21 protein-coding genes are annotated in these 24,570 nt (G+C 65.9%); 10 read left to right on the plus strand and 11 right to left on the minus strand.

Translation table 11 applies throughout. From position 1 onward, the window contains the following. The 9 genes from NMG10_RS20100 to NMG10_RS20140 are packed head-to-tail and all read left to right on the plus strand — an operon-like array spanning nucleotide 1 to nucleotide 8,028. Entirely contained in the window at nucleotides 1–1,158 is a 1,158-nt protein-coding gene (locus NMG10_RS20100; protein WP_254464999.1) for a sodium:proton antiporter, read from the plus strand. Then, nucleotides 1,145–2,392: an NAD(P)/FAD-dependent oxidoreductase gene (locus tag NMG10_RS20105; protein WP_254465000.1), complete on the plus strand. Its 1,248-nt coding sequence runs from the start codon at nucleotides 1,145–1,147 to the stop codon at nucleotides 2,390–2,392. Before NMG10_RS20100 ends, NMG10_RS20105 begins: the two co-directional genes overlap by 14 nt. Next, on the plus strand, nucleotides 2,389–3,120 hold the full coding sequence (locus NMG10_RS20110) for a class I SAM-dependent methyltransferase (protein WP_232854920.1): 732 nt from the start codon (nucleotides 2,389–2,391) through the stop codon (nucleotides 3,118–3,120). The genes NMG10_RS20105 and NMG10_RS20110 overlap by 4 nt, the downstream gene beginning before the upstream one ends. Beyond that, a complete protein-coding gene (locus NMG10_RS20115; protein ID WP_203648465.1) occupies nucleotides 3,117–3,602 on the plus strand; it encodes a hypothetical protein in 486 nt (161 codons plus the stop codon). Before NMG10_RS20110 ends, NMG10_RS20115 begins: the two co-directional genes overlap by 4 nt. Next, nucleotides 3,599–4,792, plus strand: a complete 1,194-nt coding sequence (locus tag NMG10_RS20120; RefSeq protein ID WP_254465001.1) for a beta-ketoacyl-[acyl-carrier-protein] synthase family protein — start codon at nucleotides 3,599–3,601, stop codon at nucleotides 4,790–4,792. The genes NMG10_RS20115 and NMG10_RS20120 overlap by 4 nt, the downstream gene beginning before the upstream one ends. Next, entirely contained in the window at nucleotides 4,789–5,259 is a 471-nt protein-coding gene (locus NMG10_RS20125; RefSeq protein WP_203648469.1) for a hotdog family protein, read from the plus strand. Before NMG10_RS20120 ends, NMG10_RS20125 begins: the two co-directional genes overlap by 4 nt. After that, the gene (fabG, locus tag NMG10_RS20130) at nucleotides 5,252–5,980 is read left to right on the plus strand and encodes a 3-oxoacyl-ACP reductase FabG (RefSeq protein WP_203648471.1); all 729 of its coding nucleotides are present in this window, start codon (nucleotides 5,252–5,254) and stop codon (nucleotides 5,978–5,980) included. The genes NMG10_RS20125 and fabG overlap by 8 nt, the downstream gene beginning before the upstream one ends. Then, nucleotides 5,980–7,206, plus strand: coding sequence for a beta-ketoacyl-ACP synthase (locus NMG10_RS20135; RefSeq protein WP_203648474.1), 1,227 nt, complete (start codon nucleotides 5,980–5,982; stop codon nucleotides 7,204–7,206). The genes fabG and NMG10_RS20135 overlap by 1 nt, the downstream gene beginning before the upstream one ends. A gap of 18 nt (nucleotides 7,207–7,224) precedes the next feature. Beyond that, complete coding sequence (locus NMG10_RS20140; protein WP_203648476.1) at nucleotides 7,225–8,028, plus strand: hypothetical protein; 804 nt, start codon at nucleotides 7,225–7,227, stop codon at nucleotides 8,026–8,028. Here NMG10_RS20140 and NMG10_RS20145 read toward each other — a convergent pair. After that, entirely contained in the window at nucleotides 7,985–8,908 is a 924-nt protein-coding gene (locus tag NMG10_RS20145; RefSeq protein ID WP_203648478.1) for a LysR family transcriptional regulator, read from the minus strand. The genes NMG10_RS20140 and NMG10_RS20145 overlap by 44 nt on opposite strands. Nucleotides 8,909–9,030: 122 nt before the next feature. Between NMG10_RS20145 and NMG10_RS20150 the strand changes: the two genes are divergently transcribed. After that, nucleotides 9,031–10,272, plus strand: coding sequence for an MFS transporter (locus NMG10_RS20150; RefSeq protein WP_254465002.1), 1,242 nt, complete (start codon nucleotides 9,031–9,033; stop codon nucleotides 10,270–10,272). A gap of 118 nt (nucleotides 10,273–10,390) precedes the next feature. Here the strand turns inward: NMG10_RS20150 and NMG10_RS20155 are convergent, their stop codons facing one another. From NMG10_RS20155 to NMG10_RS20200, 10 genes are all read right to left on the minus strand, one after another. After that, a complete protein-coding gene (locus tag NMG10_RS20155) occupies nucleotides 10,391–10,738 on the minus strand; it encodes a YgiW/YdeI family stress tolerance OB fold protein (protein WP_028689103.1) in 348 nt (115 codons plus the stop codon). A gap of 115 nt (nucleotides 10,739–10,853) precedes the next feature. After that, nucleotides 10,854–11,918, minus strand: a complete 1,065-nt coding sequence (hemE, locus tag NMG10_RS20160) for a uroporphyrinogen decarboxylase (RefSeq protein ID WP_110735319.1) — start codon at nucleotides 11,916–11,918, stop codon at nucleotides 10,854–10,856. 238 nt (nucleotides 11,919–12,156) lie between these two features. Next, on the minus strand, nucleotides 12,157–13,575 hold the full coding sequence (locus NMG10_RS20165) for an FAD-dependent oxidoreductase (RefSeq protein WP_050707339.1): 1,419 nt from the start codon (nucleotides 13,573–13,575) through the stop codon (nucleotides 12,157–12,159). A 105-nt stretch (nucleotides 13,576–13,680) separates the two neighbouring features. Continuing rightward, on the minus strand, nucleotides 13,681–18,126 hold the full coding sequence (gene gltB, locus NMG10_RS20170; RefSeq protein ID WP_254465003.1) for a glutamate synthase large subunit: 4,446 nt from the start codon (nucleotides 18,124–18,126) through the stop codon (nucleotides 13,681–13,683). 374 nt (nucleotides 18,127–18,500) lie between these two features. Then, nucleotides 18,501–20,123 carry an AAA family ATPase gene (locus NMG10_RS20175; protein ID WP_234561585.1) on the minus strand — a complete coding sequence of 541 codons (1,623 nt, stop codon included), beginning with the start codon at nucleotides 20,121–20,123 and terminating at the stop codon, nucleotides 18,501–18,503. A 15-nt stretch (nucleotides 20,124–20,138) separates the two neighbouring features. Beyond that, complete coding sequence (gene aroB, locus NMG10_RS20180) at nucleotides 20,139–21,236, minus strand: 3-dehydroquinate synthase (RefSeq protein ID WP_234561584.1); 1,098 nt, start codon at nucleotides 21,234–21,236, stop codon at nucleotides 20,139–20,141. A gap of 94 nt (nucleotides 21,237–21,330) precedes the next feature. Beyond that, nucleotides 21,331–21,849, minus strand: a complete 519-nt coding sequence (aroK, locus tag NMG10_RS20185) for a shikimate kinase AroK (RefSeq protein ID WP_186712005.1) — start codon at nucleotides 21,847–21,849, stop codon at nucleotides 21,331–21,333. Nucleotides 21,850–21,853: 4 nt separating this feature from the next. Further along, nucleotides 21,854–23,077 carry a type IV pilus secretin PilQ gene (locus tag NMG10_RS20190; RefSeq protein ID WP_234561606.1) on the minus strand — a complete coding sequence of 408 codons (1,224 nt, stop codon included), beginning with the start codon at nucleotides 23,075–23,077 and terminating at the stop codon, nucleotides 21,854–21,856. Then, nucleotides 23,034–23,987, minus strand: a complete 954-nt coding sequence (locus NMG10_RS20195) for a pilus assembly protein PilP (protein ID WP_234561583.1) — start codon at nucleotides 23,985–23,987, stop codon at nucleotides 23,034–23,036. The genes NMG10_RS20190 and NMG10_RS20195 overlap by 44 nt, the downstream gene beginning before the upstream one ends. Nucleotides 23,988–24,046: 59 nt before the next feature. Next, nucleotides 24,047–24,514, minus strand: a complete 468-nt coding sequence (locus NMG10_RS20200; protein WP_234561582.1) for a PilN domain-containing protein — start codon at nucleotides 24,512–24,514, stop codon at nucleotides 24,047–24,049. Between the last annotated feature and the right edge of the window lie 56 nt (nucleotides 24,515–24,570).

Consider the following 24,570-nt stretch of genomic DNA (forward strand, 5'->3'; position numbering starts at 1 on the left):
ATGAGCGTGTTGTTGTTCTGGGCCATGGCCCTGCTGCTGTTCGCCCTGGCCTGTGCGCTGGGCAAGCGCGTGGGGCTGATCCCGATCGTCAGCCAGCTGCTGCTGGCGACCCTGGCACTGCCGCTGCTGATGCTGCTGTGGGTCGAGCCGCACTGGCAGCTCGACGGCGCCGCGCTGGTCGCGCCGAGCTGGTTGAAGACCCTCTACGGCTGTAGCTTCGCCTTGCTGCTGGGGCATATCCTCAGCGACGTGGCCGAGCTGCGCATCGACCGCCAGGCACTGAAGCTGGCCGTGCCCAGCTTCCTGGTGCCCTTCGCCTGCGGCCTGGCCTGCGCGCTGTGGCTGCTGGACCAGGGCGGCCTCACCGCGCTAGCCCTGGGACTGGTGTTCGCCATCACCGCGATCCCGGTGCTGTACCTGTACCTGCGCGCCATCAACTATCCACCCGCGGCCAGCCGCCGGCTGCTGCAGGCGGCGATCCTCATCGACCTGGCCTGCTGGCTGCTGCTGGGCCTCGGCCAGGGCAGCCTGCAACCGGGCAGCCTGGCCTGGCCGCTACTGGCGGCGGCCCTGCCGCTGCCGCTGCACTTCGCCGGCCTGCGGGCCCCAAGGGTATATGGTGCGCTGTTCCTGGCGCTGCTGTTTGTCGCCGAGCACTACCGGCTCAATGCCCTGGTCTTTGGCATCGGCTACCTGGCTTGCCTGGCCTGGCTCAAGGTCCCGGTGCGCATGCCGCTGTCCGAGGCCTGGAGCCGCCGCCTGCAGCAAGGCTTGGCAGTGCCGCTGATCCTCACGTACGGCGTGGTGCAGATCGACGTGCACCATGCCCTGCAAGGCTTCGATGCGCTGCAGCTGGCCGCCCTGCTGGCCCTGCCGATCGCCAGCAAGCTGCTGGGCAACTGGCTGGGCCTGTGCTGGGCCGCGCCATCGTTCCCCGGCGCGAGCAAATGGCGCGAGAGCCTGCTGCTGAACATCCGCGGCCTGAGCGAAATCGTCTTTCTCAACCTGTTGCTGCAACAGGGGCTGATCGGCCCGGCGCTGTACTTCGCCCTGATGCTGATGAGCCTGGTTGCCACCCTGATGCCGGCGATGGCCGGCCTGCACCGGATTCCCCTGAATACTGTCCCGACGCCAAGGAGGCCTCATGCCGAACTGTGAACTGCAACAACGCCAGGTGCTGGTGATCGGCGCAGGGCCTTCCGGCGCCATCGCCGCCGCCCTGCTCAAGCGCAAGGGCCACGATGTACTGGTAATCGAGCGCCAGCGTTTCCCGCGCTTCTCCATCGGCGAGAGCCTGCTGTCCCACTGCCTGGACTTCGTCGAGGAGGCCGGGATGCTCGAAGCCGTCGAGGCCGCGGGCTTCCAGCACAAGAACGGTGCCGCCTTCGCCTGGGGCGAGGAATACAGCGCGTTCGACTTCGGCCTGACCTTCTCCCAGGGCAAGCCAAGTACCTTCCAGGTGCAACGTGCGCAGTTCGACCAGTTGCTTGCCGACCAGGCCCAGGCCCAGGGCGTGGAGATCCGCTATGAGCACGAGATCGTCAGCGTCGACATGGGCGGTGACTGCCCGCGCGTGCGGGTGCGCCGCCCCGAGGGTGACGAATACGAGGTTGAAAGTGCCTTCGTGCTCGACGCCAGCGGCTACGGCCGCGTGCTGCCGCGCCTGCTGGAGCTGGAAGCACCGTCGAACTTCCCGGTGCGCCAGGCGGTGTTCACCCACATCGAAGACCGCATCGACCACCCCGGCTTCGACCGCGACAAGATCCTCATCACCACCCACCCCGAACACCGTGACATCTGGTTCTGGACCATCCCGTTCAGCAACGGCCGCACCTCCTTGGGCGTGGTCGCCGCCGCCGAGCGCTTCGCAGAGGCGCCGGCCGACCTGGACGCCTGCCTCAAGCACTTCGTGGCGCAGACCCCGAGCCTGTCCAAGGTGCTGGCCAATGCCGTTTGGGACACGCCGGCCCGCACCATCGGTGGCTACTCGGCCAACGTCAGCACCCTGCACGGCCCGGGCTTTGCCCTGCTGGGCAACGCCGCCGAATTCCTCGATCCGGTGTTCTCCTCGGGGGTGACCATCGCCATGCGCTCGGCGAGCATGGCCGCCAACCTGCTGCACCGCCAGCTGGAAGGCGAGGCGGTGGACTGGCAAACCGAGTTCGCCACGCCGCTCAAACGCGGCGTCGATACCTTCCGCGCCTATGTCGAAGGCTGGTACGACGGCAGCTTCCAGGATGTGATCTACCACCCCGGCAGCTCGCCGGAGATCCGCGCCATGATCAGCTCGATCCTGGCCGGCTATGCCTGGGACCTGCGCAATCCGTTCGTCGCCGAACCCCAGCGCCGCCTGCGCACCCTGGCCGAGCTGTGCGCGAGGACGCCAGCATGAGCCAGCAGCCGTACCTGAGCGACACCTACGTCGAAGAAACCCGCATCGGCTTCTGGTTCCTGCGCAGCCACACCTGGCAGCACCATGTGCTGCGCGTGGCCATCAATGACCTGCGCCGCCTGTTCGACGGCGAGCCGCCCCAGGCGCCGGTGCTGCTCGATGCCGGCTGCGGCCAGGGCAAGTCGTTCAAGCACCTGCTACAGGTGTTCGCCCCGTCGCGCCTGCTGGGCACCGACGCCGACCCGCACAGCCTGGCGCTGAGCGCCGCCGAGGCGCAGCGGCTGGGCGTCGAGGTGGAGCTGCGCGGCAGCGACTGCGCGGCGCTGCAGTTCCCCGACGCCAGCGTCGACATCCTGTTCTGCCACCAGACCTTCCACCACCTGGTGGAACAGGAGAAAGCCCTGGCCGAGTTCTACCGTGTACTCAAGCCGGGCGGCTACCTGCTGTTCGCCGAGTCCACCGAGGCCTACATCGACACCTGGGTAATCCGCTGGCTGTTCCGCCACCCCATGCACGTGCAGAAGAGCGCCGAAGGCTACCTGCAGATGCTGCGTGACCAGGGCTTCGAGTTTGCCGCACGCAACGTGTCCTACCCTTATCTGTGGTGGAGCCGCTCAAAGGACTTCGGCCTGCTCGAACGCCTGGGACTGCGCAAGCCGCCACCGGTTGGCCAGCGCGAGGAAACCCTGGTCAACGTAGTGGCGCGCAAGCCCCTGGAGCAACCATGAAACACCTGCTGGCGCTGTGCCTGTGCCTGTTGCTCGGCGCCTGCGCCGCGCGCCCGCCCCTGCCCGAGGCGCTACCCACGCTGACATTGCCGCGCCAGTTGCACGTGCAGCGCGAGCAGGACGGCCAACGCCAGGACTGGCTGCTGGTGATCCAGGACGAAGACCACCGTCTGCGCTGGTCGCTGCTCGACCTGCTGGGCATCCCCCAGGCGCGCCAGTTGCTCGATGGCAGGCAATGGCAGGCCGACGGCCTGCTGCCGCCCAACCCGGCGGCGCGCGAACTGTTCGCCGCCGTGCTGTTCGCCCTGACGCCGTCCGGGCAACTGCAGCGTCTCTATCCACAGGCGCGCCAGCAGGATCAACGACGCTGGCTGGGCGACCGCTGGCAGGTCAGCTATCGGGCCAGCGAGCATTTCACCTTGAACCTGGGCCAGGGCCTGCGTTATGAAGTCAGCCCATTGCCCAGCGAGAACACACCATGACCGCCTATCTCAACGCCCTGGGCCTGGTCTGCGCCCTTGGCCGCGGCCAGGCCGAGGTGGCCGCTCGCCTGTTCGCCGGTGACTGCTCCGGCATGCTGCCCCAGGAGGGCTGGGTGCCGGACCGACGTCCTGCGGTGGGTGCGGTCAGTGGCGAACTACCCGCCGTGCCGCTGCCTGAACAGCACAGCCGCAACAACCAGCTGCTCTACTGCGCGGCCTTGCAGATCGAACCGGCGATCCGCCAGGCGATTGCCGATTTCGGCCCGCAACGGGTGGGCGTGGTGCTGGGCACCAGCACCTCGGGAATTGCCGAGGCCAGCGCCGACATTGCCCACTACCTGCACGAAGGTGTGCTGCCAGGCAGCTACCGCTACGACCAGCAGGCACTGAGCGCTCCCGCCGAGTTCCTCGCCGACTGGCTGCAACTGAGCGGCCCGGCCTACGTGATCTCCACCGCCTGCACCTCCAGCGGCCGGGCGCTGCTGAGCGCGCGTCGCCTGCTCGACCTGGGCCTGTGCGACGCCGTGCTGTGCGGGGGCGTCGACAGTCTGTGCGGGCTGACCCTCAACGGTTTCAGCGCCCTGGAGGCGGTCAGCGAACAACGCTGCAACCCGTTCTCGGTGAACCGCAACGGCATCAACATCGGCGAAGCCGCCGCGCTGTTCGTCATGAGCCGAACACGCCCGGTACAGGGGCCTGCCATTGCCCTGCTTGGCGCCGGCGCCAGTTCCGACGCCCATCACATCTCGGCACCCGACCCCACCGGCAACGGCGCCTTGCAAGCCATGGCCAAGGCCCTGGACAATGCCGGCCTGGCCGCGGCGCAGATCGACTACCTGAACCTGCACGGCACCGCCACCCAGCACAACGACGCCATGGAAAGCCTGGCCGTGCATGCTCTGTTCGGCGCCGGCACAGCGTGCTCATCCAGCAAGCCGATGACCGGCCACACCCTGGGCGCGGCCGGGGCGCTGGAGGCGGCCTTCTGCTGGCTGGCCCTGAGCGAACACAACCCGCACGGGCGGCTGCCACCCCATGTCTGGGACGGCCAGCGCGACCCGCAACTGGCGGAGCTGGCCCTGGCAGACGCTGGCCAGCAGCTGCCCCAGGGCCGCCCGCGTCGACTGATGAGCAATTCGTTCGCCTTCGGCGGCAACAACGTGAGCCTGATTCTCGGAGACACTCCATGATTGCCTGGCCATTGGCCGAACTGCTGCCGCATGCCGGCGACATGATCCTGATCGATCAGGTCGACAGCTGCGACGATGAGCAGATCCACACCCGCGTGACCGTCCGCCCCGGCGGGCTGTTCAACCGCGAGGACGGCAGCCTGCCGGCCTGGCTGGGCCTGGAGCTGATGGCCCAGAGCGTGGCCGCCTACGCTGGCTGCCGCGCACGCCGCCTGGACCAGCCGGTGGAGCTGGGCTTCCTGCTCGGCACCCGCAAGTTCGAATGCGATGTCGAACACTTCCCCGCCGGCGCAGAGCTGCGCATCCACGCGCTGCGCTCGCTGGAGGACGACAACGGCATGGGTGTGTTCGAATGTCACCTGCGCGGCCCCGGCATCAACGCCAGCGCCCGCCTGAATGTCTACCGCCCGCCGCAAGTGGCCAGCTACCTGGCCGAGGCGGGCCCTGAGGAGTCACCCCATGACTGACACCATCCTGGTCACCGGCTCCAGCCGGGGCATCGGCCGGGCCATCGCCCTGCGCCTGGCGCGTGCCGGTTACGACCTGGTCCTGCACTGCCGCAGCGGCCGCGCCGAGGCCGACACCGTCGCCGCCGAGGTCCAGGCCCTGGGCCGGCAGGCGCGGGTGCTGCAGTTCGATGTCGCCGACCGCGAAGCCTGCAAGGCCGTCCTGGAAGCCGACGTTGAGACCCATGGCGCCTACTACGGTGTGGTATGCAATGCCGGCCTGACCCGTGACGGCGCCTTCCCGGCCTTGACCGAGGACGATTGGGACCAGGTCATGCGCACCAACCTTGATGGTTTCTACAACGTCCTGCACCCGCTGACGATGCCGATGATCCGCCGCCGCGCGCCGGGCCGCATCGTCTGCGTCACTTCGGTGTCCGGCCTGATCGGTAACCGTGGCCAGGTCAACTACAGCGCCTCCAAGGCCGGCCTGATCGGTGCCGCCAAGGCCCTGGCGATCGAGCTGGGCAAGCGCCGCATCACGGTCAACTGCGTGGCCCCCGGGCTGATCGACACCGCCATGCTCGACGAACACGTGCCGGTGGACGAGCTGCTGAAGATGATCCCCGCCGGGCGCATGGGCACACCGGAGGAAGTAGCCGGCGCGGTGAACTTCCTGATGTCGCCCGAGGCGGCCTACATCACCCGTCAAGTGCTGGCGGTCAACGGAGGGCTGTGCTGATGCGCCGCGTCGTCGTCACCGGCATGGCCGGCATCACCGCCCTGGGCAACGACTGGGCCAGCATCGCCGGGCATTTCGCCCAGCAACGCAGCGGCATCCGGCGCATGGACGAGTGGGACCGCTTTGAAGAGCTCAACACCCGCCTGGCCGGTCCCATCGATGACTTCAAGGTGCCCGGCCACTGGACCCGCAAGCAGCTGCGCAGCATGGGCCGGGTGTCGCGCCTGGCGGTTGCCGCCGCCGAGCGCGCCCTGGCCGACGCCGGCCTGCTCGACGACCCGAGCATCCGCGACGGGCGCATGGGCGTGGCCTGCGGCTCGTCCACCGGCAGCACCGACGAGATCAAGGCCTTCGGCAACATGCTGCTCAACTCGGTGGCCGACGGCCTCAATGCCAACTCCTACGTGCGCATGATGCCCCACACCACGGCGGCCAACATCAGCATCTTCTTCGGCCTCACCGGGCGCCTGATCCCCACCTCCAGCGCCTGCACCAGCGGCAGCCAGGGCATCGGCTACGCCTACGAGGCGATCAAGTACGGGCGCCTGCCGATGATGCTCGCCGGCGGCGCCGAAGAGCTGTGCCCCACCGAGGCCATGGTGTTCGACGCGCTCTACGCCACCAGCCTGAAGAACGACACCCCGCACCTGAGCCCGCGCCCCTACGACCTCGACCGTGATGGCCTGGTGATCGGCGAAGGCGGCGGCATGCTGGTGCTCGAGGAGCTGGAACACGCCCTGGCCCGTGGCGCACGGATCCACGCCGAGATCGTCGGCTTCGGCAGCAACGCCGATGGCCAGCACACCACCCGTCCGGAGCAGGCCACCATGCGCCGGGCCATGGAACTGGCGCTGGAGGACGCGGGCCTTGCCCCCGAGGCGATCGGCTACGTCAACGGCCACGGTACCGCCACCGAGCAGGGCGACATCGCCGAGACCCAGGCCACCAGCAGCCTGTTCGGCCCACGCATGCCGATCAGCTCGCAGAAGAGCTTCCTCGGCCATACCCTGGGTGCCTGTGGCGCGCTGGAGTCGTGGTTCAGCATCGAGATGATGAACAGCGACCGCTACGTGCCCACCCTCAACCTCGACCACGTCGACCCGCGCTGCGGCGAGCTGGACTACCTGCGCGGCGAGTTCCGCGCGATGAACCATGAGCATGTGATGAACAACAACTTCGCCTTCGGCGGGGTCAACACGTCGTTGATCTTCCGTCGCTGGCGCTGACCCTTTGGAGTGAAAGGAATGACTCGGATCCACCGCCTGTTTGCCGTACTGGCATTGGCCCTGCTGGTCACCGGCTGCACCAGCAAACCCGTGTACAACGCCAAGGAAGCGTTTTCCAGCGACCTCGGCTTCAGTGACGACCAGATGAAGCGCGCCATCGTCACCGCCCTCAACGACCGCCAGTGGATCATCCAGTCGGTGCGCCCTGGCATGGTCAAGGCAGAGATCACCGTGCGCGGCCGCCACCACGCCGAGGTCGACATCCCCTACAGCCCCACCGAATTCCAGGTGATCTACCGCAGCAGCTGGGGCCTGGACTACGACGACGGCAAGATTCACGGCAACTACAACCGCTGGGTCAACCGCCTGCGCGACAACATCCTCAAGGAGCTGTCTTTCGACCCGCATATCGAGCACCTGAATGCACAGGGCTTCGTCAACCAGGGCGTGGACGCGCCGACCTACCTGAGCTTCCGTGAAGGGGTCAAGCGCGCCACCCAGGCCGGTTTGCTCGATGGCAGCGTGAAGTTCTACCTGGCCGGCGAAAGCCTGCCCGCCTCGACCCGCACCCTCAGCCCTGTGAGCAGCAGCCGCAAGACCAACGGCAGCAACAAGGCCGACGAAGATGCCTGCTACTGGGCCCTGCAATCGGCCCTGGCGACCTTGCAGAACGCCGCGCGCAAGGCCAACGCCAACGCCGTGGTGAACATCGCCAGCGTCGACCAGCGCAACCTGTACAAGGACACCGAGAAGTTCCAGTGCCGTGCCGGCCTGCTCGTCACTTCGGTGGCCCTGCGCGGCGACCTGGCCCAGGTGGACTGACCCCGCCCAGCAGCTCGGCGAAGGCCCTGGCCATCGCCGAGCTCGCGCCGGCCCGCTGCACCAGCCACACGGCGGTGTCGGCGCCTTCGTCCAGCAAGGTACGGTAGACCACGCCGTCGATCCGCATCCGCTGGAACGATGCCGGCAATACCGACACCCCCAGCCCCGCCGAGACCAGGCCGATGATGGTCATCGCCTCGCCCGCTTCCTGGGCGAAGTGCGGGCTGAAGCCGGCCTTGCCCGCCAGGCTCATCAACTGCGCATGCAGGCCGCTGCCGTAGCTGCGCGGGAAGAACACGAACGGCTCCTGCGCCAACGCCGCCATGTGCACGCCCTGTCCACTGCCCATTGCCAGCGGGTGCGAGGCGTTGAGCACGGCCACCAGCGGCTCGCGGAACAGCTCGCTGACCACCAACCCATCCGGCACCGGCAGCGGGCGCATCAGGCCGACCTCGATGGACTCATCGAATACCCCGTCTACCACCTCGCGGCTGCTCATTTCCTTGAGGTGCAGATGCACCGAAGGGAAGCGCTGGCGGAACGCATGGATGGCCTGGGGGATGCGCGAGGTGAAAGGTGCCGATGACGTGAAGCCAATCTTCATCTCGCCCAATTCCCCCAGCTGCGCCCGCCGCGCCACGTCGGCGGCTTTCTCCACCTGGGCCAGCACCTGGCGCGCTTCCTCGAGGAACAGGCGCCCGGCCTCGCTCAGCTCGACCCGGCGGTTGGTGCGCTCGAACAGACGCGCCCCCAGCTCCTGCTCCAGGGCCTGGATCTGCTGGCTCAGCGGGGGCTGGGAGATACCCAGCTGCTGGGCGGCACGACCAAAATGCAGCTCCTCGGCCACGGCAATGAAATAGCGCAGGTGACGCAGCTCCATAATCGACTCCAAACAGGTCGTAAAACGTCTTAAACAGGTCGAACAATATATTGGATCTAATCATTAGCCAGCTATATGCTTTTTCCATCGCAGCACCGGCCCCAGCGCCCGAGGTACCCTCCGTGAGATCCGCCGCAGTCCCCCTATCTGCCGAGCCCGAGCCTGTCGTCAACGATATCTGGATCGAGAAAGGCTCCCCCGCCTTCATGAAGACCGTGCTGGCCCTGTTCAGCGGTGGCTTCGCCACCTTCGCCCTGCTGTACTGCGTGCAGCCGATGATGCCGCTGCTGTCCCAGGAGTTTTCCATCAACGCCGCGCAGAGCAGTCTGGTGCTGTCGGTGTCCACCGCCATGCTGGCGTTCGGGCTGCTGGTCACCGGGCCGATCTCCGACCGTATCGGGCGCAAGCCGGTGATGGTCTTCGCCCTGCTCTGCGCCGCCCTGTCGACCCTGGCCAGCGCGGTGATGCCGAGCTGGGAACTGGTGCTGGCGACGCGCGCCCTGGTGGGCCTGTCGTTGAGCGGCCTGGCGGCGGTGGCGATGACCTACCTGAGCGAAGAGATCCACCCGCAGCACATCGGCCTGGCCATGGGCCTGTACATTGGCGGCAACGCCATTGGCGGCATGAGCGGGCGCCTGATCACCGGCGTGCTGATCGACTTCGTCAGCTGGCACACGGCGATGCTCGCCATCGGCGGCCTGGCCCTGGCTGCGGCCCTGGTGTTCTGGAAGGTGCTGCCCGAATCGCGCAACTTCCGGTCCCGGACGCTGAATCCACGCAGCCTGCTCGATGGCTTCGCCATGCACTTCAGGGATGCCGGGCTGCCTTGGCTGTTCCTCGAGGCCTTCCTGCTGATGGGCGCCTTCGTCACCCTGTTCAACTACATCGGCTACCGCCTGCTGGCCGGGCCCTATCACATGAACCAGGCGCTGGTCGGATTGCTGTCGGTGGTGTACCTGTCGGGGATCTACAGTTCGGCGCAGGTCGGCGCCCTGGCCGACAAGCTGGGCAGACGCAAGGTGTTCTGGGCCAGCATCGTGGTGATGGCCGGCGGCCTGCTGATGACCCTGGCCAACCCGCTGGCGATGATCATCGTCGGCATGCTGGTGTTCACCTTCGGCTTCTTCGGCGCGCACTCGGTGGCCAGCAGCTGGATCGGCCGCCGGGCGCTGAAGGCCAAGGGGCAGGCTTCGTCGTTGTACCTGTTCTGTTACTACGCGGGGTCGAGCGTGGCGGGGACAGCGGGCGGGGTGTTCTGGCACCAGTGGGGCTGGAACGGCATCGGGCTGTTCATCGGCGGCCTGCTGGCGGTGGCGTTGCTGGTGGCGGTGCATTTGAGCAAATTAGCGCCGAAGACGTCCTGATTGCTGGGGCCGCTTTGCGGCCCTTTCGCGACACAAGGCCGCTCCTACAGGGTACGCGTTTCCCTGTAGGAGCGGCCTTGTGTCGCGATGGGCTGCGCAGCAGCCCCAAAATCTCGGATCAGTTGATGATCTCGACGATATCCACATCCACCTCACGGCTCATCAGGTGCTTCTCCACCTCGCCGGTCAGCTTGACCTTGGTCTTGTCGTTGAACGGCGTCGGCGGCAGGTCTTCGTCGTCGATCTCGACGGTGATGGTGCCGGTGTTGTCCTTGAACTCGTACTTGTCGTCGTTGTTGATCTTCTTGGTCACGAAGCCCTGCAGCACCACCGGGGTGTCGTCGGCGGCATCGTTGGCGGCGGCGACCGTGGTCACGGCCTGGGCGCCAGGGCCGGTGTAGCCGGCGGCCAGGGCGGCGGTGCTGAACAGCGGGGCGAGGATCAGGGGCAGGTAACGGGCTTTCATGGTGATCGGGTCCTGTTTGCGTTTTGATGGTCCCAGATTACCGACGATCGCTGAATTGAAACTTAATACAACAAAAAGCCCGGCACTTGGCCGGGCTTCTCGCGTTGCACACCGATTACTGGTGGTACTGCGCCGACAGCTCATGCACGGCGTTGATGAACACGCCGGCGTGCTCCGGATCAACCTCGGGGGTGATGCCATGGCCCAGGTTGAACACATGGCCGCTGCCCTTGCCATAGCTGGCGAGGATGCGCGCCACTTCCTTGCGGATCGCCTCGGGCTTGGCATACAGCACGGTCGGGTCCATGTTGCCCTGCAGCGCCACCTTGTCGCCGACGCGGCGGCGGGCGTCGCCGATCTCGCAGGTCCAGTCCAGGCCCAGGGCGTCGGCACCGGCATCAGCAATGCTTTCCAGCCACATACCGCCGTTCTTGGTGAACAGGATCACCGGTATCTTGCGCCCTTCGTGCTCGCGGATCAGGCCGCTGACGATCTTGCGCATGTAGGCCAGGGAGAACTCCTGGTAGGCCGCCGCCGACAGGTTACCGCCCCAGGTGTCGAAGATCTGCACCGCCTGGGCGCCGGCGAGGATCTGGCCATTGAGGTAGCTGGTGACCGACTGGGCCAGCTTGTCCAGCAGCAGGTGCAGGGCTTCGGGGTTGTCGTAGGCCATGGCCTTGGTCTTGCGGAAGTCCTTCGACGAGCCGCCTTCGACCATGTAGGTGGCCAGGGTCCATGGGCTGCCGGAGAAGCCGATCAGCGGCACGCGGCCGTTGAGCTCGCGGCGGATGGTGCTGACCGCGTCCATGACGTAACCCAGGTCCTTCTGCGGATCGGGGATCGGCAGCGCCTCGATGTCCGCCAGGGTGCTGATGACTTTCTTGAAACGCGGGCCTTCGCCGGTCTCGAAGTACAGGCCCTGGCCCATGGCGTCGGGGATGGTGAGGATGTCCGAGAAGAGGATCGCCGCGTCCAGCGGGTAGCGGTCCAGCGGCTGCAGGGTGACCTCGCAGGCGAACTGCGGGTTCATGCACAGGCTCATGAAGTCACCGGCCTTGGCGCGGCTGGCACGGTACTCCGGCAGGTAGCGGCCGGCCTGGCGCATCATCCACACCGGGGTGACGTCTACGGGTTGCTTGAGCAGTGCACGCAGGAAACGATCGTTCTTCAGGGCAGTCATGTCGGCATCCGGAAAAAAAGTGCGGGCATTTTCTCAGACGCGGACGCAAAAGGCACGGCCATGGCCATGCGTTTTGTCTATTGGGTGCCTTGGATCAAGCGTTTTTGTATACAAAAAATGAACCTGGGGCTGCTTCGCAGCCCTTTCGCGGCACAAGGCCGCTCCTACAGGTGAATGCGATCCTCTGCAGGAGCGGCCTTGTGCCGCGAAAGGGCCGCAAAGCGGCCACGACAATCGATCAGACTTCGAGGTAGTCCAGGATCCCCTCAGCGGCCGTGCGGCCCTCGAAAATGGCCGTTACCACCAGATCCGACCCCCGCACCATATCACCACCGGCAAACACTTTCGGGTTGCTGGTCTGGTGCTTGAACTTGCCCTTCTCCGGCGCCACCACGCGGCCCTGGCTGTCCAGCTGGATGCCATGCTGCTCGAACCACGGCGCCGGGCTCGGACGGAAACCAAAGGCGATCACCACGGCATCGGCCGGCAGGATCTCCTCGGAGCCCGGGATCGGCTCGGGGCTGCGGCGGCCACGGGCATCCGGCTCGCCGAGACGGGTCTCGACCACCTTCACGCCCTCGACCTTGTCCTCGCCGACGATGGCGATGGGCTGGCGGTTGTAGAGGAACTTCACGCCCTCTTCCTTGGCGTTCTTCACCTCTTTACGCGAACCCGGCATGTTGGCTTCGTCGCGGCGATAGGCGCAGGTCACGGCCTTGGCGCCCTGGCGGATCGAGGTGCGGTTGCAGTCCATCGCGGTATCGCCACCGCCCAGGACCACGACCTTCTTGCCCTGCATGTCGACGAAGTCTTCCGGCGACTTCTCGAAACCGAGGTTGCGGTTGACGTTGGCGATCAGGAAGTCCAGCGCGTCATGCACGCCCGGCAGGTCCTCGCCCGGGAAGCCGCCCTTCATGTAGGTGTAGGTGCCCATGCCCATGAACACCGCATCGTACTCGGCGAGCAGCTGCTCCATGCTGATGTCCTTGCCCACCTCGGTGTTCAGGCGGAACTCGATGCCCATGCCGGTGAAGACTTCGCGGCGATTGCTCAACACGGTCTTTTCCAGCTTGAACTCGGGGATGCCGAAGGTCAGCAGGCCGCCGATCTCGGGGTTCTTGTCGAACACCACCGGGGTCACGCCCGCGCGCACCAGCACGTCGGCGCAGCCCAGGCCAGCAGGGCCGGCACCGATGATGGCGACGCGCTTGCCGGTGGGCTTGACCTTGGACATGTCCGGGCGCCAGCCCATGGCGAAGGCGGTGTCGGTGATGTACTTCTCCACCGAGCCGATGGTCACCGCGCCGAAGCCGTCGTTCAGGGTGCAGGCCCCTTCGCACAGACGGTCCTGCGGGCACACGCGGCCGCACACTTCCGGCAGGGTGTTGGTCTGGTGCGATAGTTCAGCCGCGGCCAGGATGTTGCCTTCGGAGACCAGCTTCAACCAGTTGGGGATGAAGTTGTGCACCGGGCACTTCCATTCGCAATACGGGTTGCCGCAGCCCAGGCAGCGGTGCGCCTGCTCCACGGACTGCTGCGGCTTGAAGGGTTCGTAGATCTCGACGAACTCCTTCTTGCGCTGGCGCAGCAGCTTTTTCTTCGGGTCCTTGCGGCCCACTTCGATGAACTGGAAGTCGTTGCTCAGACGTTCAGCCATTTTTCAAACCTCTTTACCGCAGTTGCCGGCCTTGGGCCGCAAGCTGCAAGACAATCACTTGAGCAGGACGGGCCCCGCGCACGGGGCCGTCACTTGCAGCTGTTCTTACTGCGGGTTGGCACGGGTACTGGACAGCAGTTGTTTGAGATTGGCCGCCTTCGGCTTGACCAGCCAGAAGCGCCGCACGTAGTCGTCCAGGTTCTCGGAGAGCTCACGCCCCCACTCGCTGCCGGTTTCCTCCACGTACTCGCCCAGGACCCGCGCCAGATGGCTGCGGTAGGCCTCCATCGCCTCACCACTGATACGCTGGATTTCCACCAGTTCGTGGTTGAGCTTGTCGACGAAGCTATTGTCCATGTCGAGCACGTAGGCGAAGCCGCCCGTCATGCCAGAACCGAAGTTGTAACCGGTCTTGCCCAGGACGCAGACAAAGCCGCCGGTCATGTATTCACAGCAGTGATCGCCGGTGCCCTCTACAACAGCGTGGGCGCCGGAGTTACGCACAGCGAAGCGCTCGCCCGCGGTGCCGGCGGCGAACAGCTTGCCGCCGGTGGCACCGTACAGGCAGGTGTTGCCGACAATGGCGCTGTGCTGGGTTTCGAATGGGCTGCCGGCAGGCGGCACGATGGTCAGCTTGCCACCGGTCATGCCCTTGCCGACGTAGTCGTTGGCATCGCCTTCCAGGTGCAGGTTCAGGCCACCGGCGTTCCACACGCCGAAGCTCTGGCCCGCGGTGCCCTTGAAGCGGAAGGTGATCGGCGCTGCAGCCATGCCCTGGTTGCCGTGCAGCCTGGCGATTTCGCCGGAGATGCGCGCACCGATGGAGCGGTCGCAGTTGCAGATGTCGAGGCTGAACTCGCCACCGGCCTGATCGCGGATCGCCGGCAAGGCCATGGCGACCATCTTCTCGGCCAGTTCGCCCTGGTCGAACGGCGGGTTCTTGTCGACTTCGCAGAACTGCGGCTTGTCGGCCGGGATGTGCGAGCTGCCCAGCAGCGGCGACAGGTCAAGGTGATGCTGGCGCTCGGTGTCGCCCGGCAGCACGTCGAGCAGGTCGGTGCGACCGATCAGCTCGCCCAGGCTGCGCACGCCGAGCTTGGCCAGCCACTCGCGAGTCTCTTCGGCGACGAAGGTGAAGAAGTTGATCACCATGTCGACGGTGCCGATGTAGTGATCCTTGCGCAGCTTGTCATTCTGCGTGGCGACGCCCGTGGCGCAGTTGTTCAGGTGGCAGATGCGCAGGTACTTGCAGCCCAGGGCGATCATCGGCGCGGTGCCGAAGCCGAAGCTCTCGGCGCCGAGGATGGCGGCCTTGATCACGTCCAGGCCGGTTTTCAGGCCACCGTCGGTCTGTACCCGCACCTTGCCGCGCAGGTCATTGCCACGCAGGGTCTGATGGGTTTCGGCCAGGCCCAGTTCCCACGGGGCGCCGGCGTATTTGATCGAGGTCAGCGGCGAAGCGCCGGTACCACCGTCATAACCCGAGATGGTGATCAGGTCGGCATAGGCCTTGGCCACGCCGGCGGCGATGGTGCCGACGCCAGCTTCGGCGACCAGCTTGACCGAGACCAGCGCCTGCGGGTTGACCTGCTTGAGGTCGAAGATCAGCTGGGACAGGTCTTCGATCGAGTAGATGTCGTGGTGCGGCGGTGGCGAGATCAGGGTCACGCCTGGTACGGCGTAGCGCAGCTTGGCGATCAGGCCGTTGACCTTGCCGCCTGGCAGCTGGCCACCCTCGCCGGGCTTGGCGCCCTGGGCGACCTTGATCTGCAGCACTTCGGCGTTGACCAGGTACTCCGGCGTCACACCGAATCGGCCGGTGGCCACTTGCTTGATCTTCGAGCTCTTGATGGTGCCGTAGCGGGCCGGGTCTTCGCCGCCCTCGCCAGAGTTGGAGCGCGCGCCCAGACGGTTCATCGCCTCGGCCAGGGCCTCGTGTGCCTCCGGCGACAGGGCACCGAGCGAGATACCGGCAGAGTCGAAGCGTTTGAGGATCGCCTCCAGCGGCTCGATCTGGTCCAGTGCCAACGGCTGGTCGGCCACCTTGACCTTGAGCAGGTCGCGGATCATCGACACCGGGCGCTGGTCGACCAGCGTGGTGTATTCCTTGAACTTGGCATAGTCGCCCTGCTGCACGGCGGCCTGCAGGGTGTTCACCACGTCGGGGTTGTAGGCGTGGTATTCGCCACCATGGACGAACTTCAGCAGGCCGCCCTGCTGGATCGGCTTGCGTGCGCTCCAGGCTTCGGCGGCCAGCAGTTTCTGGTCGCTTTCCAGGTCGGCGAAACGGGCACCCTTGATACGGCTCGGCACGCCGCGGAAGCTCAGGCCGACCACGTCCTCGGACAGGCCGATCGCTTCGAACAACTGCGCGCCACGGTACGAGGCGATGGTGGAGATACCCATCTTCGACAGGATCTTCAGCAGGCCCTTGGAGATACCCTTGCGGTAGTACTTGAAGACTTCGTCCAGGTCGCCCAGTACTTCGCCGGTGCGGATCAGGTCGGCCAGCACTTCATAGGCAAGGTACGGATAGACGGCCGAGGCGCCGAAGCCCAGCAGCACGGCGAAGTGGTGCGGGTCTCGGGCGGTGGCGGTCTCGACCAGGATGTTGCTGTCGCAGCGCAGGCCCTGCTCGGTCAGGCGGTGGTGCACCGCACCGACCGCCAGCGAGGCATGCACCGGCAGCTTGCCTGGGGCGATGTAGCGGTCGCTCAGCACCAGCTGGGTCTTGCCGCCGCGCACGGCTTCCTCGGCCTGGTCGGCGATGTTGCGAATCGCCGCTTCCAGGCCGACGCTCTCTTCATAGTTGAGGTCGATCAGCTGGCGGTCGAAACCTTCGCGTTCCAGGTTCATCAGCGAACGCCACTTGGCGGGCGAGATGACCGGCGAGCTGAGGATCACCCGCGAGGCGTGCTCGGGGGACTCCTGGAAGATGTTGCGCTCGGCGCCCAGGCAGATTTCCAGGGACATGACGATCGCTTCGCGCAGCGGGTCGATCGGCGGGTTGGTCACCTGGGCGAATTGCTGGCGGAAGAAGTCGTACGGCGAGCGCACGCGCTGCGACAGCACGGCCATCGGCGTGTCGTCGCCCATCGAGCCGACCGCTTCCTGGCCTTGTTCGCCGAGCGGGCGCAGCACCTGGTCACGCTCCTCGAAGGTGACCTGGAACATCTTCATGTACTGCTTGAGTTGGTCGGCGTCGTAGCTGGCCACGCCCTGGTCGTCGCTCAGGGTCGCCTGGATGCGTGTGGCGTGCTGGCGCAGCCAGCGCTTGTACGGGTGGCGCGACTTCAGGCGGTTGTCGATGGCGTCGGTGTCGAGGATCTGCCCCGTCTCGGTGTCCACGGCGAGAATCTGGCCTGGGCCGACACGGCCCTTGGCCAGGACTTCCTCGGGCTGGTAGCCCCACACGCCGATTTCCGAGGCGATGGTGATGTAGCCATTGGTGGTGGTCACCCAGCGCGCCGGGCGCAGGCCGTTACGGTCGAGCAGGCACACCGCGTGGCGGCCTTCGGTCATGACGATGCCGGCCGGGCCGTCCCACGGCTCCATGTGCATGGAGTTGTATTCGTAGAAGGCGCGCAGGTCGGCGTCCATGGTCTCGACGTTCTGCCAGGCCGGTGGTACCAGCATGCGCACGCCGCGGAACAGGTCGATGCCGCCGGTGACCATCAGCTCCAGCATGTTGTCCATGCTCGAGGAGTCGGAACCGACACGGTTGACCAGCGGGCCAAGCTCTTCGAGATCGGGGATCAGGTCGTTGGCGAACTTGGTGCGTCGGGCCATGGCCCAGTTGCGGTTGCCGGTGATGGTGTTGATCTCGCCGTTGTGGGCGAGGAAGCGGAAGGGCTGGGCCAGCGGCCACTTCGGCAGGGTGTTGGTAGAGAAGCGCTGGTGGAACACGCAGATCGCGGTCTGCAGGCGCTCATCGCCCAGGTCCGGATAGAACGCCGCGAGATCGCGCGGCATCATCAGGCCTTTGTAGATGATGGTCTTGTGCGAGAAGCTGCAGATGTAGTGGTCGGTGTCGTGGGCGTTGGCCACGGACGAACGGCGACGGGCACTGAACAGCTTGATGGCGAATTCCTGGTCACTCAGGCCTTCGCCGCCGATGAACACCTGCTCGATCTGCGGCAGGCGCTCCAGGGCCAGGCGGCCGAGGACGCGGGTGTCGATCGGCACCTTGCGCCAGCCGACCAGCTTGAGGCCGGCGTTGACGATCTCGCGGTCCATGTTGGCGCGGGCGGCCTGGGCTTTGACCGGGTCCTGGTTGAAGAACACCATGCCGACGGCGTACTGCCTGGGCAGCTCGACGGCGAAGTGCTCCTGGGCCACGGCACGCAGGAATTGATCGGGCTTCTGCATGAGCAGACCGCAACCGTCACCGGTCTTGCCGTCGGCGTTGATGCCGCCGCGGTGGGTCATGCAGGTCAGCGCCTGCATGGCGGTTTGCAGAAGGTGGTGACTCGGCTGCCCCGTCATATGGGCGATCAGGCCGAAACCACAGTTGTCCTTGAATTCTTCGGGATGGTACAGACCTGTTTTCATAGACACTTTCTCACCAGGTTCACCTCTCAACCGGAGGCAAATCTCTTTTTTAACAACCACTTACCATCCACGCCGATCAAACGCCAGCTTTTTTGCGGTGGTCATGGAAAACCATTGTTGCACAGCGACAGCGATGCCCACAAATTTTCATGTCTCACCATTGAAAATTTATGTCGCAATTTTGAATGTTTTTGCGCCATGCGCCGTGATAGCGGCTAGGCTGGAGTCTGAAGCGTTTCAGCCATGACTGCAACACAGGGCTTGTGGCCGGCAGTCTGGGACAGAAAAGCCTGCCGCGCTCGGGCGCAGCAGGCTGATCGAAAGCTAGAAGTCGCTCAGCAACTGGGCGGCGGGGTGGTGCCGCCCGGAAGGTATCAGCGGGCCGTGGCCAGCTCTTGTTGGACGCTGCCGACGGTACGTGGCCAAGGTTTACCAGCCTGGACCTTGGCTGGCAAGTTCTTGATTGCCGCAGCGGCGGCGTCGCGGCTGGCGAAGTTGCCGTAGGTGACGACAAACAGCGGCTTGCCCTGCAGGTTTTTCTTGAAGTAGCGATAGTCGCCACCCTGCGCCTTGACGAACGACTGGGCCGACGCCTCGGAGCTGGTGCCGAAGATCTGCACCACGTAATTGCCCGGTTTCTGGCCGGCATACCAGCTGCTGTTACCGGCGCCGCCTGCGGTTGGTTTCTCGGCAGGCTTGCTGGCGGGCTTGGCGCTGGCGACCTGGGTCGGAGCCGGAGTCGGCTTTGCAGGTGCAACCGGTTTTGCCGGCTGGGTTGCGACAGGCTTCGACGCAGGCGCAACCGGCTGTACCGGAGCGGTGGTCACCGGCTGGGCAGGGGCCGGTGCCGGGCTGGCGGTGGCACCTTGTGGCGGCGCGATGGTGGTCACGGTCGGCGGCACGGCGGCCGACGGCGCGGCAGGCTGCAGGGCGGTATCGCCCGCTGGCCCACCCTCTTCGCCTTCGCCCATGCCGGCGGCCTGGGCCAGCGGCTCACGCATCACCGGCTGCGACTGGCCGACCAGCGGCAGCGGCATTGGCTGCGAGGAACCGGAGAACTCGATGGCGGGCGCGCCGCCGTTCGCACCCTGTCCGAGCGGCAGCTGGGCCTGGGCGGCCGGTGCCTCGGTCGGGGCCTTGTCACCCTTCTTGGGCATCAGGACCGCCGCGCCAACGGCGACCACGACCACAGCGGACAACGCGAGCACGTGTTTCTTAGGCATTTTGAACCCCATGGATGGTCGCTTGACCGTGGTACGGCTGGCGATCATGGCTTCGATCAAGGTATCGCGGGCAACCTGGTTGATGTTCCCAGGCCAACCGTCGGAGTTTTCGTGGATGTCGACGATCTGCTCGGCGCTGAACACCTCGATGCCCCGGCCGGCGCCCTCCAGGCGCTGCTCCAGGTACTCGCGGGTCTCTTCCTCGCTGTACGGGGCCAACTCGATGACATGGAAGCGCTCGCCATCGGTATTGAGTTCTTCCAGCCCGGCAATCAGCGAAGGCTCGCCGAACAGGAACACATGCGGGCGCCCTTCGGCCACGCCTGCCGCCAACTCCAGCAACGCTTGGAGTGCCGACTCGTCGAGTTGTTCCGCATCGTCCACCAGCAGATAGACTTCCTGGCCGGTCAGCGCCAGCTGCACTACCTGCGACAGGATCGCCTGCACCTCCGGTTGCGCCACGTTCAGCGACTGCGCCACCTGGCCCAGCACGCTGGCTGCGTCACTGGCGCCACGGGCGGACACCACCACGCTCTGCACCGACTGCTTGTTGGTGCTGGCCACCAGGGCCTGGCGCAGCAGGGTCTTGCCGCTGCCCACCGGGCCGCTGACCACCAGCATCAGCTGGCTGTAGCGCGCCAGGTGGTGCAGCTGGCCGAGCACGGGTTTGCGCTGGGCGGGGAAGAACTTGAAGCCGGGCACTCGCGGTGCGAACGGATCGTGGCTCAACTGGTAATGGTCGAGGAACGCCTCATCGGCATGCAGACTGGTCATTGCGTTGTCACAACCTCAAAGCTGGGCCACGATCGCGCGGTAATCCGCCGCCAGGGTGGCCTGTAGAATCTCTGTCGAATAGTCGTCGGTGACGACGGCCTCGCCCAGCTGGCGCAACAGCACCAGGCGCAGGCGCCCGTCGAGCACTTTCTTGTCGACCGCCATGTGCTCCATGAAATGCGCCGGGGTCATTTCCTGTGGTGGCACCACCGGCAATCCTGCGTCCTGCAGCAGGCGAATTCCGCGATCACGCGCCGGCTGGTCGATCCAGCCCAGGCGCATGGACATTTCCAGGGCCATGACCGTACCCGCCGCCACGGCTTCGCCGTGCAGCCAGACGCCATAGCCCATGTGTGTTTCGATGGCATGGCCGAAGGTATGGCCAAGGTTGAGCGTGGCACGCACGCCCGATTCGCGCTCGTCGGCGCCGACCACGGCGGCCTTGGCCGCGCAGGAGCGACGGATGGCCTCGGTCAGGGCGACGCAATCCAGGTCACGCAGCGCCTGCATATTGTCTTCGAGCCAGGCGAGGAACGGCTTGTCGCAGATCAGGCCGTACTTGATGACTTCGGCCAGGCCCGCGGACAGCTCGCGTCCGGGCAGGGTCTTCAGGCTGGTGGTGTCGATCAGCACCGCGTTGGGCTGATAGAAGGCACCGACCATGTTCTTGCCCAGCGGGTGGTTGATGCCGGTCTTGCCGCCCACCGACGAGTCCACCTGGGACAGCAGCGTGGTCGGCACCTGGATGAAGTCGACGCCGCGCTGGTAGCAGGCCGCGGCAAAGCCGGCCATGTCGCCGATCACGCCGCCCCCCAGGGCGACCACGGTGGTGCGACGGTCATGGCGGGCGGTGAGCAGCGCATCGAAGATCAGCTGCAGGGTTTCCCAGTTCTTGTGGGCCTCGCCGTCGGGCAACACCACGGGCAGCACCGAGTAGGCACCCAGGGTCTTGCTCAGGCGTTCGAGGTACAGCGGCGCGACGGTCTCGTTGGAGACGATGGCGACCTGCCGTCCGGCAATGTGCGGCGCCAGCAGCTCGGGCTGGTCCAGCAGGCCTTCGCCAATGTAGATCGGGTAGCTACGTTCGCCCAGGTCGACCTTTAGTGTCTGCATGTATCCCCACAATGTGCTTGGACGCGCGGCGGTGCGGCCCCGCGCGGTGACGTTCAACCCCATCTCGGCGTTGGTCGCCGAGGATAGACCCCGCTCAGCGGGGCGGCAACTTCTGCAGGCGCTCGAGAATGTCGAGCACCACCATGCGTGGTGGCCGTTCGTCGGTTTCCACCACCAGGTCAGCGATTTCGCGATAAAGCGGGTCGCGTGTCTCCAGCAGGGCGCGCAACGTGGCTTCCGGGTTGGCGGTGCGCAACAGCGGCCGGTTGCGATCACGTGAGGTACGCCCCACCTGCTGCTCCACCGAGGCGTGCAGGTAGACCACCCGCCCGCCGGCACGCAGCGCCGCACGGTTGGCGTCGCGCATCACCGCGCCGCCGCCGGTGGCCAGGACCACGCCATCGAGCGCGCTGAGCTCGGCGATCATCGCCTGCTCGCGGTCACGAAAGCCCGGTTCGCCTTCCTTGTCGAAGATCCACGGGATGTTGGCGCCGGTTCGCAGTTCGATTTCCTTGTCGGAATCCTTGAACAGCAGGCGCAGCTCTTTGGCCAACAGGCGCCCGATGGTGCTTTTACCAGCGCCCATGGGCCCCACAAGTATCAAATTTCGCACAGAATCAACGACTCACAGCAATCGCCTGGTCACTCATGATACGCGGAGTCAGGAAGACCAGCAGCTCGGATTTTTTCTCTTGTAATGCATCGCGTCGAAACAGCCGTCCAACATACGGCAGATCGCCGAAAAATGGCACCTTGTCGACCACTTTGTTCTGCGACGTCGAGTACACGCCACCAATCACAATGGTCTGCCCATCGGTTACCCGCACCTTGGCATTGACCTCGTTCTTGCGAATCGGCGGCACATCGTTGAGGGCATTGATGAAGTCCGGCTCGTCCTTGGTCACCCGCACCGCCATGATCACCTTGCCGTCCGGCGTGATCTGCGGGGTCACCTCCAGCGACAGGGACGCCTCGCGGAAGGAGACCGACGTGGCGCCGCTGCGGGTGGTTTCCTGGTAGGGCACTTCGGTGCCCTTGAGGATACGCGCGGTTTCCTTGTCGGCCGTGACCACCTTGGGCTGGGAGATGATCTCGCCATTGCCGCTTTTTTCCATGGCGCTGAGCTCCAGGTCGAGCAGGATATCGCTGCGCAGCAGCCCCACCCCGAGCCCGGCACCAGCCCGCTCGACCCCGAGGTCGACGAACAGGTTGCTGCCCAGCCGGCGCTCCGCGCCATACAGCGGTCCACCCCAGCGCACGCCCAAGGCCTTATCGTAATCGACATTGGCCTCGACGATCCGTGCCTCGATCATGACCTGGCGCACCGGCACATCCAGCTGTGTGACCAGCCTGCGCAGTTCGGCGAGCCGGGCGGCAGGCTGGGTGGCTACCAGTGTATTGGTGCGTACATCCACACTGAGGCTGCCACGCCCGGCCAGGGCACCGTCGTCAGCCAGGCTCGCCAGCAACAGCTCCGCCAACTCGCCGGCCTTGGCATGGAACACAGGGATCAACTCACGCTGCAGAGGCTCCAGCAATACCTCCTGACGCATGTCCTGGGCTTGCCCGGCGAGCTCGGCCAGGGGAGCGACCAGCAGCACATTCCCCTCCTGGCGCCTGCCCAGCCCCTTGCTGCGCAACACCAGGTCAAGCGCCTGGCCCCAGGGCACATCCTCCAGACGCAGGGTTATCCGCCCCTGCACCGAATCGCCGGCCACCAGGTTGATGCCCGCGTGGTCGGCCATGACCTGGAGCACCGAACGCAGTTCGACATCCTGGAAGTTGAGCGACATCGGCTCACCCTGAAACGTCTCGGCCTGCGCCATCTGCAGCCCCAGCATCAATAGCGCGCCGCTCCACCCTCTCGTCGGTCTCATCCCTGACCTCTCCTTGCTCACGCGTTCCAAGAACCAGATACCTGGGGCGCGCCTGCCAGCGCCCATCGATGTAGAACCGCTCGTGGACCTCCACCCGGTCGAATTCGATGGCTACCACGACACCCCCTTCGAGCCCCAACCGCTCGCCCTGCGCAATCCGATACAGGCGACCTCCCGAGCGCAGCAAGGCCTGTCGCCACCCTGCCCGCGATAGGCTGCCGACCATCTCAAGTCGTGCCAAAGGAACATGCGCCAGGTCACCGCCCTCTCTGGGAGGCGACCAGGCCCGGAACGGATCGAATGCCGTCTTCTTCGACAAGATTGCCTGGGCCGGCTCATCCGCCAATGACGCCGGGACCGGCAGCTCTTCTCCGGGGTGGTAGGCATGTAGTCGTAGCTGAGCATCAACTCGCCCAATCCCCTCATCCTTCAGGACCAGCCTGAGCCGCTCCACATTCAGCAGACGCAATTGCCGCAGCCATTGCTCCAGCCACAGACGCAGCGCCGGATACTGTCCCGACACCGCGATTTCCAGCGGTTGCACCCGATACACTGAAGCCTGCTGTGCCTCCTGCACTTCGACTCGCTCGAATACCAGGCCATGCTCATGCCCCGATAACGCCAGCTGATCGAGCAGCTCGCTCATGCCCTCTCCCGCGGCCAGCCGCCATCGTGCCGCCTGCAAAAGCACCCGTGCGTGCTCGAGCGCCTGCTGCTCGACACCCAGTTCGACGAGGCGCGCCCCGCGCTCCTCCAGTTCGTCCTGTAGCTGGAGCTGCAGTCGGACAGACTCGACATGCCCCTGAACCGGATCACGCAGACGAACCAGGTAGCCCACGCAAGCAACCATGAGCACGAGCGCCAGGCACACCATGGCCCTCACCACTCCCGACCGGCCAGCCAACGCCTGCCAGTCAAGGGGCCAGAGGCGGTTCACGACTCGCCCGCCAGCAATCGCGCCGCCAGCAGGAACTCGTCCCCCTGGACATGGCGCCTGATGTGAACGAGCTCGAGGTTCCGCACCATGCCCACTTGCTCCAGATCGCGCATGAACCGGGCGACCACCGACGCGGAGGCCGCCAGGCCGCCCAGGCGCAGGCGCCCCGCCTCAACATCCACCTCCGTCAAGCGAGCGCCTTCTGGCAGGGCCTGCTCAAGGGCGAGGAACAGGCCGGGCATCTGCGATCGCCCGGCGTCCAGTGCGGACACTGCGGCATGCTCGGCCTGCAACGCCGCCCGCCTGCCGCGCAGCTGATCGACCTGCCTCAAGGTGGCATCGAGCCGCTCAAGCTCCGCCTGATGCGAGGCGACGACCAGTGATTGCCTGGCCAGACGCGACCGCGCCATCTGATCGAGCCATATGACCCCGCACAGTGCCACTACCAGGGCGACAACCAGCATGATCTGAAATCGTCGCACAACCCTGGCCCTACGCTGCTCGCGCCAAGGCATCAGGT

It is taken from the genome of Pseudomonas sp. DVZ6 (genome assembly GCF_024259445.1).
Classification (GTDB): domain Bacteria; phylum Pseudomonadota; class Gammaproteobacteria; order Pseudomonadales; family Pseudomonadaceae; genus Aquipseudomonas; species Aquipseudomonas peradeniyensis.